Here is a 17,473-nt window from a genome sequence, read left to right on the forward strand (position 1 = left end):
GGCGTTACGATTGAGAATAGGATTAGTTCTGCGCTGTTTTTTTCTCGTTTTGTTGTTGCGCCATTTGATTGGTGGCAATGAAATCAAGAAGAATTTCAGACGCTTCTTTGGCGTAAGTGTCTTCTTCAATTGCTTCAATATCATCCACCGATTCAAGCGTCTCAAGCCCCAGCGCTTGACGTCGAGTGTTTTCTCTTAACAGTTCTTTGGCTTTATTGTCTTCTTGTTGCTGAAGACGTGTGCTTTCTTTCAGCGACAGTGTTTTGTAGGTTTCTGCTTGCTGCTTAAAGTCTGCAATCTGTTCGTTAATGGCAACAAAGTTTGCGTCTTCTGCCATGCGCGCTTCATGGCGTGGCGTTAGAATTGGCAAGTAGGCTGGCATGTTCCAATAGACAGGGTAGCGTGTTTCATGAATTTTATCCCAAGGTAAGGGGTTATCCAGAGCGCTTTCGCCGATGGTGTCTTTATCAATAAGAGAAGGAAACATGATGTCTGGCATCACGCCTTTGTGTTGGGTGCTTTCGCCAGAAATGCGATAAAATTTGGCTTGGGTGACTTTCAGTTGTCCCTTATCCATTTCTTGTAATACTTGGACAGTGCCTTTGCCAAAGGTCTGATCGCCCAAAATTAAGGCGCGACCATAATCTTGTAATGCACCCGCGACGATTTCAGAGGCAGAGGCACTCATGCGATTCACAAGCACGGCCATGGGGCCGCTGTAGGTGATGGAGGTGTCTGAGTCTCCCAGCGGCGTTACGCGACCGCCTTGATCACGAATTTGCACCGTTGGACCAGAAGGAATAAATAAACCCGCCAGGGCGTTTGCTTCTTGCAATGAGCCGCCGCCATTGTTTCTTAGATCAAGAATAAGCGCGGAGATGTCTTCTTTACGGAGTTCTTCGATGAGTTTTTTCGTATCACGAGTGGAGCTTTTGTAGTCTTTGTCGCCCGCTTGAATGGCGGCAAAATCAGAGTAAAAGGTGGGCAAGCTGATAACGCCCACTTTAAAAGTTTCACCATCTCGTTCTATTTCAACGATTTCCTTTTGCGCCGATTGATCTTCCAGTTTGACTTTTTTGCGCACGATTTCTACGTGTTTGCTGGTTTGGGTATCGCCTTTACTTGGGGTGATCTCAAGGGTAACGGTGGTGTCGCGTTCGCCACGAATCATATCCACCACGTCATCCAGTCTCATGCCGACCACGTCCACCATGGGCTCGCCTTCTTGACCCACTGCTATGATGCGATCGTTTGGCGCGATGTCTGTTTGTGTCTCGGCAGGGCCACCCGGAACAAGGCGAACGATCTTAGTATAATCGTCTTCCATTTGCAGAACAGCGCCGATGCCTTCTAGAGAAAGACTCATGTTGATGTTAAAGGTTTCTGATGCACGAGGGGCGAAGTAGCTGGTGTGTGGATCAATGGCAGCGGTAATGGCGTTGGCAAATGTCTGGTATACGTCGACAGCGTTGGTTTGATCAACCCGTTTAAGTTGGTTTTTGTAGCGGCGTTCAAGAACGGAAATGATTTCTTCTTGGCTCTCACCATTCATTTTCAATGTCAGTGCGCGATTTTTTAGACGCTTACGCCAATAGTCATCAAGCTCTGCGTCTGTTGTCGCCCATTTTAGGTTTTCTGGGTCAATAGTGAGCGTTTCATCGAGGTCGTAATTGAAATTTGCTACCATCTCTGGCAAGTTCTCTTGCAAAGAAGTAAGCCGATTTTCTAAGCGTTTTAAATAGAGATTGTAGATGGTGTAAGCAACTTGTGTGTCGCCTTTTCTCAGGGCATCATCAAATTGATTGCGGTATTGCGATAACTGATTAATATCGCTTTGTAAGAAAAAGCTTTTGCTTGGGTCAAGTGCGTCGATGTAGTAATCAAAGGCTTGCGCTGAGATGGCATCATCAATAGTCGGCTTGTTATAATGAATGCCTTCCAGCATCTCAACAAGTTCTTTAGACACCTTGTCGTATTCGTGCGGTGGCTGTAGATCTTGGTAAGCCAGCGCTGAGGTGGAGGCGAAGGTATAGCCAGTTAAAAGGCAAAGTAAAAGGCGTTTATAGTTCATCCTGTGTGGGCTCTCTCAGTCTATTAAATACGTCATTGCCAAAATCATATTAGACACTGGGCAGTAAGACCAGCCAAAGTGTTAAAAAGTCACTTTTTTACAGCATTGTGCTGATAAGGACATTATGAATATTTCCAGTTTTAACGAGGAGTTGTTGTCGTTTTTAAACGCGTCCCCAACCCCTTTTCATGCAACCGATACCATGCGTTGTGCTTTATTTGACGCGGGTTTTGTTGAGTTGTCTGAGCGAGATACTTGGTCCATTGAAGAAGGCGGAAAGTATTTCGTGACTCGCAATGAGTCCTCCATTATTGCTTTCACTTCGCCACAATTAAATGTTCATCAAACCGGCTGGCGGATGATAGGGGCACACACAGACAGTCCGTGTTTAAAGCTTAAGCCCAATGCACAGGTTGACCGTTTTGGTTTCCATCAGTTGGGCGTCGAAGTCTACGGTGGCGTGTTGCTTCACACCTGGTTGGACCGAGATTTATCCATCGCGGGTCGTGTCACATTGAAGACACAGTCTGGGGATGTTGTTAGCCGTCTGATTGATTTTAAAGCACCGATTGCGGTGGTACCTAATTTAGCGATTCACTTAAATCGACAGGCGAATGAAGGGTTTTCAGTCAACCCTCAAGAAGAGATTTTGCCTATTTTATGTGGAGCAGAAAACGAATTTGATCTACATACTTTACTGATTTCTCAACTCAACAAAGAGCACAGTGACTTAGAGGTTGACTCTGTGTTGAGCTTTGAGCTCAGTCTTTACGGTACACAGTCTGCTACTCTCGTAGGGCTTCACGAAGAGTATATTTGCTCCGCGCGACTGGATAATTTGTTAAGTTGCTATGTTGGCCTACAAGCGTTGTTGGATTCAAATAATCAGCGTCCGAGTCTGCTGATTTGTACTGACCATGAAGAAATTGGCAGTTTGTCTGCGTGTGGCGCGAACGGTCCTTTCTTAGAGGATGTATTGCGTCGACTCACGCCAAATCAAGAGCAGTATGTTCAGGCAATGCAGCGCTCTATGCTGATTTCGGCGGATAATGCCCATGCGCTTCATCCAAATTACGCCCATAAGCACGATAAACTTCATGCTCCAGGCATTAATAAAGGCGCCGTCATCAAGGTTAATGCCAATCAGCGTTATGCCACCAACAGTGAAACAGCCGGTGTTTACCGTGATATCGCGGGGGAAGAAAATTACGATGTGCAGTGTTTTGTCGTAAGAAGCGATATGGGGTGTGGCAGTACGATCGGTCCTATTACGTCGGGTGAAATTGGCGTACCCACCATTGATATTGGCTTACCAACCTTTGGGATGCACTCTATTCGTGAGCTGGCGGGGAGTAAAGACGCCTTTGGCCTCTATAAAGTGTTAGCGAGGTTCACACAAAGAGATCATTTGATTTCTCGTTGATCAATAGAGCGTTCGGCTTTGTTTACCTAAGACCCCGTAAAACACTGTTTTACGGGGTCTTTATTGTCAGCGCTGGCCGACGAATATTGGCTCTAAGTCATTCTTTTTTAGGAAAAGAGTGGCAAATTTGTTACAGTCGATCGTTAGTTTAAAATAAGGTAGCCTTTTCTTATCATGCCCATTCGATCTTTATTTGATTCCGCACCTTCGTTTGCGATTAACGCAGACTCGTTCCATGTTTTGCATTCCCCCAAGGAATATCATTCAGCACTGCTAAAGTCTATTCAAAATGCCGTGTCGAGAATTTATTTGGTTGCTCTGTATTTAGAAGATGATGAGGCGGGTAGAGAAGTTTTGACCGCTGTTTATGAGGCAAAGCAGCGTCGCCCCGATTTGGATGTGGTGATCTGCGTTGACTGGCACCGCGCTCAGCGTGGTTTAATTGGTGGACAAAAAGGTAAGGGCAATGCGGCTTTTTACCAAGCGTTTGCAGAAAAATATGAGCACAAGGTACCTGTGTATGGCGTGCCAGTCCGCAATCGTGAGGTGTTTGGGGTGTTGCATTTAAAGGGGTCCGTGATCGACGATACCGTCATTTATACGGGGGCCAGCATGAACAACGTCTACTTGCATTTTCAAGAGCGGTATCGATTTGACCGTTACCACCTTATTGACCATGTGGCCTTAGCAAACAGCATGGTTGACTTCATTGACGTGAACCTGGTTCAGAGCCCAGCGGTAATCGATCTTTCTGTGGGGGATCTGCCGACTACGAAAGAAATTAAACCCTTGATCAAGGCGTTTCGTGCCGATTTGGCGCGTTCGAGTTATTGTTTAAAAAAGGAACAGGCACAAGAAGGGCAAGTCGCGCTAACGCCCTTGGTTGGGGTTGGGAAGCGGGGTAACGCGTTAAATCAGGGTATTGTGCGGCTTTTAAAAGAAGCCAAGCAAGAGCTGATTTTATGTACGCCGTATTTTAACTTACCTAAAGTGGTGCTGCGTGAAATTAAGCGCGCCATGAAGCGGGGGGTTGAAGTGCATCTTATTGTCGGAGACAAAACCGCCAGTGATTTTTACATACCCGTAGATCAGCCTTTTAAAGCCATTGGTGGTTTGCCTTATCTCTATGAGATGAACTTGAGAAAATTCGCGCAGGTGAATCAGTCTTATATCGCCAATGGGGCTTTGTCGATACACTTATGGCAACATGATTCAAACAGTTTTCATTTAAAAGGTATTTGGGCTGACCGACGTTTTATGATGCTGACGGGGAATAATATTAACCCAAGGGCGTGGTCTTTAGACTTGGAGAATGGTCTTTTAATTGATGATCCAAAGGGGTGCTTGTCTGAAAAGTTCTTAGCGGAATACGATGTGATTTATCGCCATACGCGAAAGATCTTATCTGCTGACGAATTCGATGTCATGGCGGATTATCCGCCAGCGATACAGCGCTTGCTGAAAAAAGTGATTCGTACACGAGCAGACAGATTACTGAAAAGGATTTTATAACGTTTTGCTTTGCAGAACGTTACTAAGAAAGCGGTACGAAAGCCTTGTGTCTTTGTTTATTCTGTTATTTCCACATTCACATCAGAGGTGTCTGATAGGCTTTCTTCCGTTTCCATCTTGGCTCTGTCTGCTTTTGAAATATATTTAGGTTTGGCTTTTTTAGGGTTGGCCTTTAGGTTTGCCTGTTTGTTTTTCTTCGTCAGAATATCTTTTATCTTTTTACGACGGTTCATTGCTACTTTCCTAGGGGGTTCTGTTATTGATTGATAGTAGGTTATTCATTTAACAATGGGAGGTAAACCCGCTTTTCATGGTTTAGCTAATAAAGAGGCCAATTTTGCTGAGTCAAGAAGGATTTAAAGCTCAGAAGCAAAAAAGCCCTAACTAAGTAAATAGTTAGGGCTTCATCTAAATGGTACCAGTAGGCGGACTCGAACCGCCACGCCTTTCGGCAACGGATTTTGAATCCGTCGTGTCTACCAATTCCACCACACTGGCCTTGAAAAAGGTGTTGCGTATCTTAGGGTATTTGTAATTTTAGTCAATGCTTATCGGGAAATATTTTTATCTTTTTGACCGAAGGGTTTGAGAAAGTACCTTTTTTCAAGGATGTTCGTTAGAATAGCGCTCTGTTTTTCTAGGTAGTGTTTTCCATGCTCGTTTCAGATTATCATTTCGATTTGCCCGATTCTTTAATTGCCCATTATCCTACCCCTGATCGAACGGCAAGTCGTTTGCTTCACCTTGATGGCCCAAGTGGTCATCTTGTTCATCGTCATTTTCCTGAGATTTTGGATCTTGTTCAGCCTGGTGATTTAATGGTGTTCAACAATACGCGAGTCATTGCTGCTCGTGTTTTTGGCCAGAAAGAGTCCGGTGGTAAAGTTGAAATATTGGTTGAGCGTGTCATTAATACAAATGAGGCTTTAGCGCATGTTCGTGCCAGTAAGTCGCCAAAAGAAAATACTCAGCTTTTTTTAGGAACAGACAAAGGCGAGCAAATAGAAGCGACCATGGTGGGGCGTTCCGGTGCTTTGTTCCATTTGGTCTTTAAAGAGCCTGTACTGGACGTTTTAACACGTGTTGGTCATATGCCATTGCCGCCTTACATCGAAAGGCCTGATGAAGACAGCGACCAAGAGCGTTACCAAACGGTTTACAATCAAAAGCCGGGCGCAGTCGCCGCACCCACGGCGGGTTTGCACTTTGATGATGCCCTGTTGGAGAAATTAAAGGCAAAAGGCGTAGAAACGGCTTTTGTTACGTTGCACGTTGGGGCTGGGACATTTCAACCCATGAAGGTTGAAAATGTACAAGACCATATCATGCATGCGGAATACGTTGAGGTTGAACAGGCCGTTGTTGACCAAGTAAAAGCAACAAAGGCAAGGGGTGGACGAGTCATTGCCGTAGGTACCACCAGTGTGCGAAGCCTAGAGTCAGCGAGTCAAAGCGGTGAGATTGCTCCTATGCAAGATGACACCAGTATCTTTATTTACCCAGGTTACTCATTTAAAACGGTTGATGCCTTGGTGACGAACTTCCATTTGCCGGAATCGACGTTGATTATGCTGATCAGTGCTTTTGCAGGTTATGATCATGTGATGCAAGCGTATAAAGTCGCCGTTGAAGAGAAGTACCGATTTTTTAGTTATGGCGATGCCATGTTTATTACACGAAATGCGCAGGCGACCGGCCCGCAGAGTGAGGATTAAGACGAATGTCTGAGAAACGTCCAGAATGTTTTATGGATTTTGAATTGCACACTACGTCAGGGAAAGCGCGCCGCGCCACCTTGACGTTCCCCCGAGGTAAAGTGGAAACACCAGCGTTTATGCCTGTCGGCACCTATGGCACGGTTAAGGGGATGCTAACCAAAGATATTGAAGAAATCGGTGCGGATATTATTCTTGGTAATACGTTTCATCTTTGGCTGAGACCTGGCACAGAGGTGATCAAAGCCCATGGTGACCTTCATGATTTTACTCAGTGGAAAAAGCCAATTCTGACCGATTCCGGTGGCTTTCAGGTTTTTTCCTTGGGTGAAATGCGCAAAATCACGGAAGAGGGTGTGAGCTTCCGTTCACCTATCAACGGCTCAAAGGTCTTCTTAAGCCCTGAAATTTCAATGCAAGTGCAACGTGATCTGGGTTCTGACATTGTCATGATTTTCGATGAATGTACGCCTTATCCGGCTACGGCGGATGTTGCAGCCAAATCCATGCGTATGAGTTTACGTTGGGCGAAGCGTTCTAAAGACGAGCATGGTGACAGTCCGTCGGCGCTGTTTGGGATTATCCAAGGAAGCATGTATGAAAGCTTGCGTGATGAATCTCTTGAAGGCTTAGTCGATATTGGTTTTGATGGTTACGCCATTGGTGGCTTGTCGGTGGGTGAGCCAAAAGAGGAAATGATCAAGGTCCTAGATCATACGACGCCTAAGATGCCAAAGGATAAACCCCGCTATTTAATGGGAGTAGGCAAGCCTGAAGATCTTGTGGAAGGCGTGCGTCGTGGGGTTGATATGTTCGATTGTGTTATGCCAACACGGAATGCTCGAAATGGTCATTTATTCACGTCTGATGGCATTGTGCGTATCCGTAATGCGCAATACCGTCATGATACAGGGCCATTGGATAAAGAATGTGATTGCTACACTTGTAAAAACTTTTCTCGGTCTTATCTACATCATTTAGATAAGTGTCAAGAAATGGTGGGTGCGCAGTTGAATACTATTCACAATCTACGTTATTACCAAACGCTCATGGCAGGATTGCGTAAAGCACTCGATGAAGGTAGATTTGACGCCTTTGTTGATGAATTTTATGCAAAGCGTGGTCTGACAACCCCCGTCTTGAGTGATTAATAAACAAAATTACCTCCCACTCTTTATTGTTTGGCTGATTGTCTTATAAAGAGTGGGAAATCGTTTCATAAACCATTGGAGAGTTAACAACATGATCTCATTGATCTCACCCGCTTATGCCGAAGCCGGCGCACCGGCTGATGCCGGTATTTTTAACCTAGTATTGCTTGCAGGCTTTGTGGTTATTTTTTACTTCCTTATGTGGCGCCCACAAGCAAAGCGTACAAAAGAACATAAAAACTTGATTGCTTCTTTGGCGAAAGGCGCTGAAGTGGTAACAGGTGGTGGTGTGTTGGGTAAAGTATCAAGAGTTGACGACAACTACGTTGTTTTAGAAGTATCAGAAGGTGTTGAAATGAAATTCCAAAAATCTTCTGTTGCGGCTGTATTGCCGAAAGGAACATTGAAGTCCATCTAATGTTCTTGGAAAGGCGCTCTTTGATGATGTATTAAGAGCGCTTTTCTGCTTTTCGACCCATTTAATTATACAGGTTCAAAGGATTTTTCATGCTTAACAAGTACCCCTTGTGGAAGTATTTGCTAATTCTTCTTGTTTTGGCTTTGGGGCTACTTTACGCCTTCCCAAATCTTTATCCGGATGATCCAGCACTACAATTATCAACGCAGAAATCCACTGCGACAGTTGACGAGCGTGCACTAGAAAAAGCTCGAACAGCACTCTCTCAAGCAAATATCGATTTAAAAGAAGCAGAGTTGACCTCTGCGGGTGGTACCTTACGCTTCAATAGCGGTGAGGACCAGTTGGCAGCGAAACCTGTGGTGGCCGCTGCGTTGGGTGAAGATTATGTAACGGCTCTGAATTTGGTGCCTACGACGCCAGAATGGTTGTCTTCTTTGGGTGCGGGTCCTGCAAAATTGGGTCTGGATTTACGGGGCGGTGTACACTTCCTATTAGAAGTTGACACGCCGGCTGCACTTAAGCAGCGCCTTGAAGTGACCTCCAGTGAGATGAAGGCGGCATTACGTTCAGATCGTATTCGTTACCGCAGTGTGGATATTGCAGAAGGGATTTTATCAATTCGCTTTTTGCAGCAGTCTGATTTAGACCTGGCCGAAAATTTGCTTACTGATGAATTCTCTGAATACCGCTTTGCGACTCGACAAGTTGATACAGATTACTTCTTAGACGTGAGTTTTACAGAAGCGTCAAAAGCAGAAATTGAATCTTATGCTCTGCAACAAAACCTAACAACCCTGCGTAATCGAGTTAACGAGCTGGGTGTGGCTGAGCCTTTGGTGCAACGTCAAGGAAGTAATCGCATTGTGGTGGAGTTGCCTGGTGTGCAAGATACCGCAGCGGCAAAGCGTATTATCGGCGCCACAGCGAACCTTGAATTTCATTTAGAGGCCGGTCTCGATACGACGGGCAGTGATTTGGAAACGCTGACATTTCGTGATGGCAGTGGTCGCTCTGCTCAGCTAGAGCGAGATATCATCATCACAGGTGACAGTGTATCGGATGCCAGTTCTTCGTTTGATGAAAATGGTCGTCCTCAAGTTAACATCAGCTTAGACGCCAAAGGCGGTAAGCAGATGAGTAAAGTGACGCGTGCTGCGGTTGGTCGTAATATGGCAGTGGTGTTTATTGAGCACAAGTCACGCAGCCGTTTTGTTGAGCAAGAAGACGGTTCTCTCGAAGAAGTGCGTCGTAGCTACAGCGAAAAAGGCATTATTTCACTTGCGACAATCCAAACAACCCTAGGTAATTCTTTCCGTATTACTGGTTTAGATAGCCCTCGTGAGTCGTCTGAGTTGGCTCTACTGCTTCGTGCTGGCGCTTTGGCAGCACCCATTTATTTTGTCGAAGAGCGTACAATAGGGCCGAGTTTGGGTGCTGAAAATATCAAGTTAGGTGTGGGTTCCGCTCAGATCGGCTTGTTAGTGGTCATGCTGTTTATGTTGGTCTACTACAAGGTGTTTGGTATTTTCGCCAACGTTTCTTTGGCTCTGAACATTATTTTGTTGATGGCCTTTATGTCTTTGTTGTCGGCGACCTTAACCTTGCCAGGTATTGCTGGGATCGTGTTGACTATGGGGATGGCGGTGGATGCGAACGTGCTGATTTTCTCAAGGATCAAAGAAGAGCTTGCGAATGGTACGCCAAGTCAACAGGCGATTCACTCAGGCTTTAATCGCGCCTTTACAACGATTTTCGATGCCAATATCACCACATTGCTGGTGGCCGTCATCTTGTTTGCGGTAGGTACAGGGCCCGTTAAAGGCTTTGCGGTGACCTTGTCGTTGGGTATTTTAACGTCCATGTTTACGGCAATTGTCGTGACGCGTGCACAAGTGAATCTTGTGTATGGTGGTCGTAAAAATAAGAAATTGTACATTTAGGAGAGCGCCATGAAAGTGACACAAATTCCATTTATGGCAATGCGAAAGATCGTTGCTGTGTTTTCTCTGACGCTAATCTTGATCTCTATTGGTTCTTTGGCGACAAAAGGGCTTCAGTTCGGTTTGGACTTTACGGGTGGTACCTTAGTTGAGGTGAATTACCAAGAAGCGCCAAAACTGGATGATATTCGTGGTTTGCTGGCTGAGAATGGTTACGATGACGTGGTTGTGCAGAACTTTGGCTCACCCACCGATGTGGTTGTTCGTATGGCAAACGCATTCACACCCACTTTGGGTGATGAGGTGCTGTCGACCTTACAAAGCAACGGTGAGATCAGTGTTTCCCTTCAGCGTTCTGAGTTTGTGGGTGCGCAAGTCGGTGAGGAGCTACGTGAGCAGGGCGGCTTAGGCATGTTATTGGCCTTGGCCATCGTGATGATCTATGTGGCTGTGCGTTTCCAGTTCAAGTTCTCTGTGGCGTCTGTCGCAGCGTTAGCGCACGACGTGATCATAACCCTAGGTTTCTTTTCATTGTTTGATGTTGAGTTTGACTTAACTGTCTTGGCGGCATTGTTGGCTGTGGTAGGTTACTCCTTAAATGACACCATTGTTGTCTGTGACCGAATCCGTGAGAATTTTCGTATTATGCGTGATACCACGCCTTATGATTTGGTGAATGAGTCGATCAACCAGACACTGGGTCGAACTTTGATTACGTCATTAACGACTTTGTTTGTACTTATCGTCTTGTTTGTCGCAGGCGGGGAGGCGATACATAATTTCTCTATGGCTTTGCTGGTGGGTATTGTGATTGGTACTTACTCGTCTATCTTTGTCGCAGCCAATTTGCTGTTAGCATTGGATGTTAAGCGGGAAGATTTGATTCCGCCACCGAAAGAAGAGCTAGAAGACGATCTTCCATAATATTCTTTGGTGATCGATTGTTCTAGTCAATAAAAAAGCCTGCTGTGCAGGCTTTTTTATTAAATTTTATCGTTGGTAATGCCTATGAATGGGGCTTACGAAATGATCTTACCGAAGTGCATGCCCATTTTAGTTGGTGTTTCTGCTTCAAGCGCATCTTCCCATTCAACCGCGCCTTTCCCAAATAAAACAATGGCGGTTGAGCCGAGTTTGAATCGTCCCATCTCTTCACCTTTTTTAAGCGTGATGTCGTGTAGTTCTTCATAATCCCATGTTACGACATTTTTATTGAATGGTGTGACTTGTCCTGCCCAAACGGTTTCTATACTGGCAACGATCATGGCTCCGACTAAGATGACGGCCATTGGACCCGCTTCTGTCTCAAATAAGCAAACGGTGCGTTCATTACGGGCAAAGACATTAGGAATTTGCTCTGCCGTTACCTTGTTAACAGAAAAAAGCTTTCCGGGAACGTGGATCATTTTAGTCAGTTTGCCCGTTAAAGGCATGTGTACACGATGGTAATCTTTCGGCGACAGATAAACGGTTGCAAAGGAGCCACCAAGGAATTGGCTGGACAAAGCGGCATCGCCGCCAAGTAAACTGGTTAAACTGTAAGTGTGGCCCTTTGCTTGGAGTAGAGTGCCGTATTCAATGTCGCCCAGTTGGCTAATAGCACCGTCTGCGGGGCACGCAATGCCGTCTGATTTGTCGCAAATAGGACGCAATTCAGGTCGAATTGCGCGAGTAAAAAAGTCATTGAAGTTTTTGTACGACTTAGGGTCGCTGTTGACGGCTTCTGACATATTCACTTGGTACTTTTTAACGAATTGACTGATGAATGTGTTTTTCACCCAAGTGTTTTTGCACTCTGCGACTCTGCCCAAAGTGCGAGATAGTGTTTTTTGAGGTGTGATATGTTGTGCAAAGGCAAAAAGTTGGTCTTTCGTCACGTTCTTTATCCTAGTTCAAATAAGTAAATTTTTCTGTTTATGTTGCATCATAGCGAATGATAGAGGCAATTTTCTTCAGTTTCTTGTAATCCTCTTGATTAAACGTCTCATTCGTCTCTAGCCAAAACAACAACATTTCATTTTCTGACATGGGGGTAGACAATAACACCAAATGACTGTTTTTATCGATCAATTGGTCGGCTGTATGAGGGAGTTCTTTCAAAACCTTGTTTAGCTTTGCGCCGAAAAAGTGCGCTGCGGCGGGTTTTTTTGACAGTTTTGCAAATGCACTTGAAGGTGCATTCCACTTGATGCTTTTTAATGCCTTTGTTTCATAGCCGAGTTGAAATAAAGGAGATACCTGGTTTTTCTTTAGCGCAAATAAAATACAGTGCTGAGCGTTAGACAGACTTTTTTTCAGTGCTGAAAGGGCCAAATGGGCTTTTTGTTTGGTGTCGTATAGGTCATGTTTGCCAAGTCGCCTTTTGAGTGATGTTATTGGGCAATCGTCCGGTTTTTTCGGAGACGTTGGCGTCAATGATTTATACAGTTCAGGATCAAGCAGTTGCTGCGCTAACGGGGCTTTTCCGCCGACGTTGTATAAATGAGCGGCATCGGTGGCGGCTTTATGAGTGAGTTGAATCACATCAACGGGCAAACAGTGAGTAGAAGCCGCAACGACTCGGTAGAAAAAGGGGAGATGCTTTGAATCCCAGCGCATTAAATGCGCTTCATGAGCGACCTTGTTGGCGCAGTAAGACAGTATAAGGGGATTGTTTATTAGGAAAATTAGGCGCTTATCGTCTGTATCATTTGGTAAGCTTGTTGGTTCATGGGCGAGATGAGCAAGCGCTTGCAGTTCATTCGCATTAGGTACATTTTTTGTTAAAAATGCCTCGATAATTTTGTGTGGTGTGTTCCAAAGCATAAAGAGGTGAGTGGTTATTTCATCGATTCGACAACCGAGTAGGCGACGTTCAACGTCGCTTGCCCGTTCGCCTTGTTTCACTCGTTGGTCGATCTCTATCATTATCGGATAGGCGTAAAGCCAAAGTAACCATCTTGCCACGTCTTTATAAAGCGTTATCCAAAAAAGACCGTCTGTGTTGCCTAATCGTTTTTGTGTTGCCCAGCGTTTGGCAATACAGGCGGCTTCGTAGCTGGTTTGTACTTCGCTGAGAAATGCCGTGAGATGTGGTGAGGGCAAGGCTGGATTAAGGTGATAAGACGAAAAATTTGGTAGTAGGCGGGTAAGGCCGTTAATACCGACAATGGCAGCAGCATGAACTGGGCTGGTAATGTCATTGTTTTTATTGGCAATCATGCGACTTGCTTCATTGAGAATGGCGAAAGACAGCATGGGTTCAGAGACGATGTTGTCTTGCATTTTGTCCAGCGCATCGGCATTTTTAATCTGCTTTTTAAGGCGTGTAAGATGTGCGTCTTTAACGGGGAGCTTTTTATCTTTTAAGAACAGCAGCCATTTATTGAGGCTATTTGGGAAAGTCTCTTTCATAATGGGTTGTATTTAGCTCGTTAGTAGTTGACTGGCCGATAGAGCGATATCTAATCATGTATATTAAACTTTTATCATACTGTAAATTTACCCAAGCGCCTACACGCTTATGGTTGCGTGCTTAGGGTAATATTACGTCGCTTACCTTTCCCGTTATAGGACGCTGCTTACCTCTCCCGTTATAGATGGTTAATATGACAAAAGTGATGTCATTTGCATCACCGAAGAAATCAGTTAAACGCTTGATTTTCTCGAATAGAGTGTTTGATTCTAAGAAAGCTTTGAAAACGATGCTCAGTGATTTCTCCTTTGTCCAGTGCTTCTAAAATGGCGCACCCTGGCTCTTTTTCGTGGGCGCAATCACGAAATCGACAATAACCAATGTGTGGACGAAACTCGATAAAACCATTTAACAGCTCGTCTTCGGAGATGTGCCACAAGCCAAATTCACGAATGCCAGGTGAATCAATCAGATCGCCGCCCTTCGGCATGTGAAAAAGACGGGCCGTTGTTGTGGTATGCACGCCTTTTTTACGCTTTTGCGACAGTTCGCCAACGCTAATGTCAATGTTGGGGAGCAGGGTGCCGATTAAAGAGGATTTACCCACGCCGGACTGGCCAACAAATACACTGGTTTTGTCCTGTAAAAAGTCATAAAGAGATTCCATGCCAGCTTGGTGCTTGATGGAGGTTCTAATGATGGGGTAACCAAGGTCTTCGTAGGTTTTTAAAAGAGCATCAAGGTCTGTTTTGTTCTTTTCATCAATTAAATCGCATTTGTTTAATAGAATGACCGGAGGGATTCCCACGGTTTCTGCCGCAACAAGATAACGGTCAATTAAGTTGGCATGAGCCACGGGTTCTGCTGCGATAACAACCACTATATGATCAATGTTAGCAGCAACAGGTTTAAGTCGACCGTGCATGTCTGGGCGCGACAGTGAGGTGTGTCTTGGGGTGGTTGCAACGACAACCCCGCCTTCATTTTGTTTGGGGCGCCAGACCACTTTGTCGCCTGTCACTAACTGGCCAAGGTTGGCGCGTAAGTTACAGCGAGTTGACGAACCGATATGAGGGGCTTGAGTGCCTTCTACCTCAACTTGGGTGCCAAAATGCGAAATGATAATGCCTTCGGTTTCTGGTCCAAGATCTGAGGACTGCAGAAGCTCTTCTGCTAGGTCACCGCGCTTTTGTGTACGTTCAACGCGTTCTTTGTGAATACGTTCAATTCGCCATGTTTGCTGTTTAGTAAGTTTTCGCTTCGACATTCTGCTCGTCTGATCATATTATAATGCGCATAGAGTATAATGCTTGGCATTGATAATAAAGGATTTGCAAGACGATGAGTTTAAATGACGAAAATTTAGTGTGGATTGACCTTGAAATGACCGGGTTAGAGCCAGATACAGATACCATCATTGAAATTGCAACAGTGGTGACGGATAAGCATCTTAATGTACTGGCAAAAGGGCCAAGTTTGGCTATTCACCAAGAAAAAGCGGTAATGGATGCCATGGATGAATGGTGTACCCAACATCATGGTGATTCCGGCTTGACCGCACGGGTGCTGTCATCAAGTATCAGCATGGAAGAGGCGGAAGCACAGACCATTGCTTTTCTAGCAAAGTATGTGTCGCCGGGTAAATCCCCCATTTGTGGTAACAGTGTGGGGCAAGACCGTCGATTTTTGTATCGATATATGCCGAAGTTAGAGACGTTTTTCCACTATCGTTACCTGGATGTCAGTACAGTGAAAGAGTTGGCCCGTCGCTGGAAGCCGGAAGCGCTAGAAGGTTTTAGTAAATCGGGTTCGCATCTGGCCATGGATGATATATTGGAGTCCATTGGTGAGTTGAAGCACTATCGTCGAACGATGTTTGGTTTTGATGAGTAAGGGGTTAAATGCCATGCAACTGGCGCAGGATGTTTACGGTGAAGAGGCGATGGAAAGCTTGGGTACCGCCTTGTCCTCTGTATTGCAGCAAGGCGGGGTGGTTTTTCTCGAGGGAGACCTCGGGATGGGGAAAACGACCTTGGTCAGAGGGGTGCTTAAGGGCTTGGGCTACGACGGTCCAGTAAAAAGCCCAACTTACACCTTGGTGGAGCCTTATGAGTTAGTAAACTTAGACGCTTATCATTTCGATCTCTACCGTGTGGGCGACCCTGAAGAGCTTGAATTTATGGGTGTGCGGGATTATTTTACTGACCAGAGCTTGTGTCTTATTGAATGGGCTGAAATGGGTCGAGGTATATTGCCAGACGCAGATCTTGTGGTGTCTATTACGTTGCTTTCACAGGGGCGACATCTTACTTTCACTGGCCAAACGGAAAAAGGGGCTGAGGCGCTGATGGAGCTTGGGGCAAGGTTAACACCTTGATCGATCAAACTCTTTACCATAAGTAAGATTGAGATCCATTTAATCAGCAGTTATAGTGTGTCAGATATACTGGCCAGCTGTTTGATATGCATACTAAAATCCGAATTTACATCGTTATTTTTTTCCAACTGATTCTTTCTTTGGCCGCTTTTGACCTTTATGCCGCTCAAGTTCGAGATATTCGCGTTGCCCAGCAAGATGGGGTGACGCGATTGGTCTTTGAGCTATCAGAAGCGTCCGACCATCGTATTTTTCCCTTATCAAACCCTGAGCGTATCGTGCTTGATGTCAGTGATGCGGCCCTTGATGCGTCTGTGGTCAACGGCCTGTCGGCGCTCACATCGGATGTTTTGATGCGTGTCCGTTATGCCCGTCGTGAAACTGGTGTGCGGTTTGTGTTGGATTTGGCGCAAAAAGTAAAAGCAAAAAGTACGGTATTAGCCGCGAACGCGACTTATGGCCCTCGCATTCTGGTGGAATTAGAGTATGGCGAAAGAAAGCCCGCCACCATTGTAAAAAGCTTGGCGAACCTATCCAAAGAAAAACGGGACATCGTGATCGCTATTGACCCAGGCCATGGTGGGCGAGACCCAGGTGCACTGGGGCAATATAAAGTTCGAGAAAAAGACATTGTTTTGTCGATCAGTAAAGAGCTGGCAAAGCGAATCAATGCAGTCGATGGCTTTAAGGCGGTATTAACACGGTCAACGGACGTGTATTTGAAATTACGTGATCGTTCCCGTGTTGCGCGAGAAGCGAACGCGGATCTGATGATATCGGTGCATGCGGATGCGTTTACCAAGCCCAGTGCACGGGGGGCATCGGTTTGGGCTTTGTCGTTGAGTGGAAAAAGCTCTGAGATGGGGCGTTGGTTGGCTCAGCAAGAGAATTCTGCGGACCTCGTTGGTGGTATATCCTTGGATGATAAAGATCAACTGCTCGCTGAAGTATTATTAGATATGTCAATGAACTCAACGATTCAGATGAGTCTCGATGTGGGTGAAAGTGTTTTGGGTAAAATGAAAAATGTCGCTGTGTTGCATCAGCATACCGTGCAGCAAGCGGGTTTTGTGGTGCTTAAATCCCCAGATATTCCATCTATTTTAGTAGAAACAGGGTTTGTGTCTAACAAGACAGAAGCGAAAAACCTGTCAAGTAGAACATACAGAGTCAAATTGGCGCGCTCAATCTCAGAAGGTGTCGTGGATTATTTCACCAAAAATGCACCTGAAGGCACTTTGGTTGCTTGGCGTAAAAATAAACAATCCAGTTATGTCTACACCGTCAGTCGCGGCGATACTTTATCAGAAATTGCGCGCCGTAATCGGGTGTCACTGTCGACGTTGCGTCAAACCAACAGCTTAACGAACGATGTTATCTGGATTGGCCAAAAGTTAGTTATCCCTGCGGGCTGACTACTCGCTCTCTAGTGTGCGCACGAGCGTTACATTTACGGTTACTCTCACTCT

At 45.4% G+C, this 17,473-nt stretch carries 15 protein-coding genes and 1 tRNA gene; 10 read left to right on the top strand and 6 right to left on the bottom strand.

The features are described from left to right. Nucleotides 1–22: 22 nt before the first annotated feature. Nucleotides 23–2,071: a carboxy terminal-processing peptidase gene (locus LG368_RS05630; protein WP_226753760.1), complete on the bottom strand. Its 2,049-nt coding sequence runs from the start codon at nucleotides 2,069–2,071 to the stop codon at nucleotides 23–25. Nucleotides 2,072–2,195: 124 nt separating this feature from the next. On the opposite strand from LG368_RS05630, the gene LG368_RS05635 reads away from it, so the two are divergent. Both LG368_RS05635 and pssA read left to right on the top strand, forming a co-directional pair. Further along, nucleotides 2,196–3,494, top strand: a complete 1,299-nt coding sequence (locus LG368_RS05635; protein WP_226753761.1) for a M18 family aminopeptidase — start codon at nucleotides 2,196–2,198, stop codon at nucleotides 3,492–3,494. Between the two features lie 174 nt (nucleotides 3,495–3,668). Further along, on the top strand, nucleotides 3,669–5,006 hold the full coding sequence (gene pssA / locus LG368_RS05640; protein WP_226753762.1) for a CDP-diacylglycerol--serine O-phosphatidyltransferase: 1,338 nt from the start codon (nucleotides 3,669–3,671) through the stop codon (nucleotides 5,004–5,006). 56 nt (nucleotides 5,007–5,062) lie between these two features. On the opposite strand, the gene LG368_RS05645 is transcribed toward pssA, so the two are convergent. Both LG368_RS05645 and LG368_RS05650 read right to left on the bottom strand, forming a co-directional pair. Then, a complete protein-coding gene (locus tag LG368_RS05645; protein WP_226753763.1) occupies nucleotides 5,063–5,239 on the bottom strand; it encodes a DUF2986 domain-containing protein in 177 nt (58 codons plus the stop codon). A 180-nt stretch (nucleotides 5,240–5,419) separates the two neighbouring features. Continuing rightward, nucleotides 5,420–5,504 (bottom strand) — tRNA-Leu (locus LG368_RS05650). 155 nt (nucleotides 5,505–5,659) lie between these two features. Here LG368_RS05650 and queA point away from each other — a divergent pair. The 5 genes from queA to secF all read left to right on the top strand — a co-directional run bounded on the left by queA (nucleotide 5,660) and on the right by secF (nucleotide 11,157). Next, a complete protein-coding gene (gene queA / locus LG368_RS05655; protein WP_226753764.1) occupies nucleotides 5,660–6,721 on the top strand; it encodes a tRNA preQ1(34) S-adenosylmethionine ribosyltransferase-isomerase QueA in 1,062 nt (353 codons plus the stop codon). Nucleotides 6,722–6,753: 32 nt separating this feature from the next. Beyond that, nucleotides 6,754–7,872 carry a tRNA guanosine(34) transglycosylase Tgt gene (tgt, locus tag LG368_RS05660; RefSeq protein ID WP_226753810.1) on the top strand — a complete coding sequence of 373 codons (1,119 nt, stop codon included), beginning with the start codon at nucleotides 6,754–6,756 and terminating at the stop codon, nucleotides 7,870–7,872. A 91-nt stretch (nucleotides 7,873–7,963) separates the two neighbouring features. Then, on the top strand, nucleotides 7,964–8,290 hold the full coding sequence (gene yajC, locus LG368_RS05665) for a preprotein translocase subunit YajC (protein WP_226753765.1): 327 nt from the start codon (nucleotides 7,964–7,966) through the stop codon (nucleotides 8,288–8,290). 89 nt (nucleotides 8,291–8,379) lie between these two features. Beyond that, entirely contained in the window at nucleotides 8,380–10,233 is a 1,854-nt protein-coding gene (gene secD / locus LG368_RS05670) for a protein translocase subunit SecD (protein ID WP_226753766.1), read from the top strand. Between the two features lie 9 nt (nucleotides 10,234–10,242). Then, a complete protein-coding gene (gene secF, locus LG368_RS05675) occupies nucleotides 10,243–11,157 on the top strand; it encodes a protein translocase subunit SecF (RefSeq protein WP_226753767.1) in 915 nt (304 codons plus the stop codon). Between the two features lie 95 nt (nucleotides 11,158–11,252). Here secF and asd read toward each other — a convergent pair whose 3' ends face one another. From asd to rsgA, 3 genes are all read right to left on the bottom strand, one after another. After that, nucleotides 11,253–12,110, bottom strand: coding sequence for an archaetidylserine decarboxylase (gene asd / locus LG368_RS05680; RefSeq protein ID WP_226753768.1), 858 nt, complete (start codon nucleotides 12,108–12,110; stop codon nucleotides 11,253–11,255). A gap of 37 nt (nucleotides 12,111–12,147) precedes the next feature. After that, a complete protein-coding gene (locus LG368_RS05685) occupies nucleotides 12,148–13,626 on the bottom strand; it encodes an HDOD domain-containing protein (protein ID WP_226753769.1) in 1,479 nt (492 codons plus the stop codon). A 230-nt stretch (nucleotides 13,627–13,856) separates the two neighbouring features. After that, nucleotides 13,857–14,894, bottom strand: a complete 1,038-nt coding sequence (rsgA, locus tag LG368_RS05690; RefSeq protein WP_226753770.1) for a small ribosomal subunit biogenesis GTPase RsgA — start codon at nucleotides 14,892–14,894, stop codon at nucleotides 13,857–13,859. 74 nt (nucleotides 14,895–14,968) lie between these two features. On the opposite strand from rsgA, the gene orn reads away from it, so the two are divergent. The 3 genes from orn (at nucleotide 14,969) to LG368_RS05705 (ending at nucleotide 17,419) form a co-directional block, all read left to right on the top strand. Continuing rightward, the gene (gene orn, locus LG368_RS05695; RefSeq protein WP_226753771.1) at nucleotides 14,969–15,520 is read left to right on the top strand and encodes an oligoribonuclease; all 552 of its coding nucleotides are present in this window, start codon (nucleotides 14,969–14,971) and stop codon (nucleotides 15,518–15,520) included. After that, nucleotides 15,513–16,004 carry a tRNA (adenosine(37)-N6)-threonylcarbamoyltransferase complex ATPase subunit type 1 TsaE gene (tsaE, locus tag LG368_RS05700; RefSeq protein ID WP_226753772.1) on the top strand — a complete coding sequence of 164 codons (492 nt, stop codon included), beginning with the start codon at nucleotides 15,513–15,515 and terminating at the stop codon, nucleotides 16,002–16,004. The genes orn and tsaE overlap by 8 nt, the downstream gene beginning before the upstream one ends. Before the next feature lie 86 nt (nucleotides 16,005–16,090). Next, a complete protein-coding gene (locus LG368_RS05705) occupies nucleotides 16,091–17,419 on the top strand; it encodes an N-acetylmuramoyl-L-alanine amidase (protein WP_226753773.1) in 1,329 nt (442 codons plus the stop codon). Nucleotides 17,420–17,473: the final 54 nt, after the last annotated feature.

Origin of the sequence: Marinomonas algarum, from assembly GCF_020532605.1 — a bacterium.
GTDB lineage: Bacteria > Pseudomonadota > Gammaproteobacteria > Pseudomonadales > Marinomonadaceae > Marinomonas > Marinomonas algarum.

Excerpts from the sequence above, each read along its gene's own strand:
- LG368_RS05630 (WP_226753760.1), bottom strand. The coding sequence starts at position 2,071 with ATGAACTATAAACGCCTTTTACTTTGCCTTTTAACTGGCTATACCTTC.
- LG368_RS05635 (WP_226753761.1), top strand. The coding sequence starts at position 2,196 with ATGAATATTTCCAGTTTTAACGAGGAGTTGTTGTCGTTTTTAAACGCG.
- pssA (WP_226753762.1), top strand. The coding sequence starts at position 3,669 with ATGCCCATTCGATCTTTATTTGATTCCGCACCTTCGTTTGCGATTAAC.
- LG368_RS05645 (WP_226753763.1), bottom strand. The coding sequence starts at position 5,239 with ATGAACCGTCGTAAAAAGATAAAAGATATTCTGACGAAGAAAAACAAA.
- queA (WP_226753764.1), top strand. The coding sequence starts at position 5,660 with ATGCTCGTTTCAGATTATCATTTCGATTTGCCCGATTCTTTAATTGCC.
- tgt (WP_226753810.1), top strand. The coding sequence starts at position 6,754 with ATGGATTTTGAATTGCACACTACGTCAGGGAAAGCGCGCCGCGCCACC.
- yajC (WP_226753765.1), top strand. The coding sequence starts at position 7,964 with ATGATCTCATTGATCTCACCCGCTTATGCCGAAGCCGGCGCACCGGCT.
- secD (WP_226753766.1), top strand. The coding sequence starts at position 8,380 with ATGCTTAACAAGTACCCCTTGTGGAAGTATTTGCTAATTCTTCTTGTT.
- secF (WP_226753767.1), top strand. The coding sequence starts at position 10,243 with ATGAAAGTGACACAAATTCCATTTATGGCAATGCGAAAGATCGTTGCT.
- LG368_RS05685 (WP_226753769.1), bottom strand. The coding sequence starts at position 13,626 with ATGAAAGAGACTTTCCCAAATAGCCTCAATAAATGGCTGCTGTTCTTA.
- rsgA (WP_226753770.1), bottom strand. The coding sequence starts at position 14,894 with ATGTCGAAGCGAAAACTTACTAAACAGCAAACATGGCGAATTGAACGT.
- orn (WP_226753771.1), top strand. The coding sequence starts at position 14,969 with ATGAGTTTAAATGACGAAAATTTAGTGTGGATTGACCTTGAAATGACC.
- tsaE (WP_226753772.1), top strand. The coding sequence starts at position 15,513 with ATGAGTAAGGGGTTAAATGCCATGCAACTGGCGCAGGATGTTTACGGT.
- LG368_RS05705 (WP_226753773.1), top strand. The coding sequence starts at position 16,091 with ATGCATACTAAAATCCGAATTTACATCGTTATTTTTTTCCAACTGATT.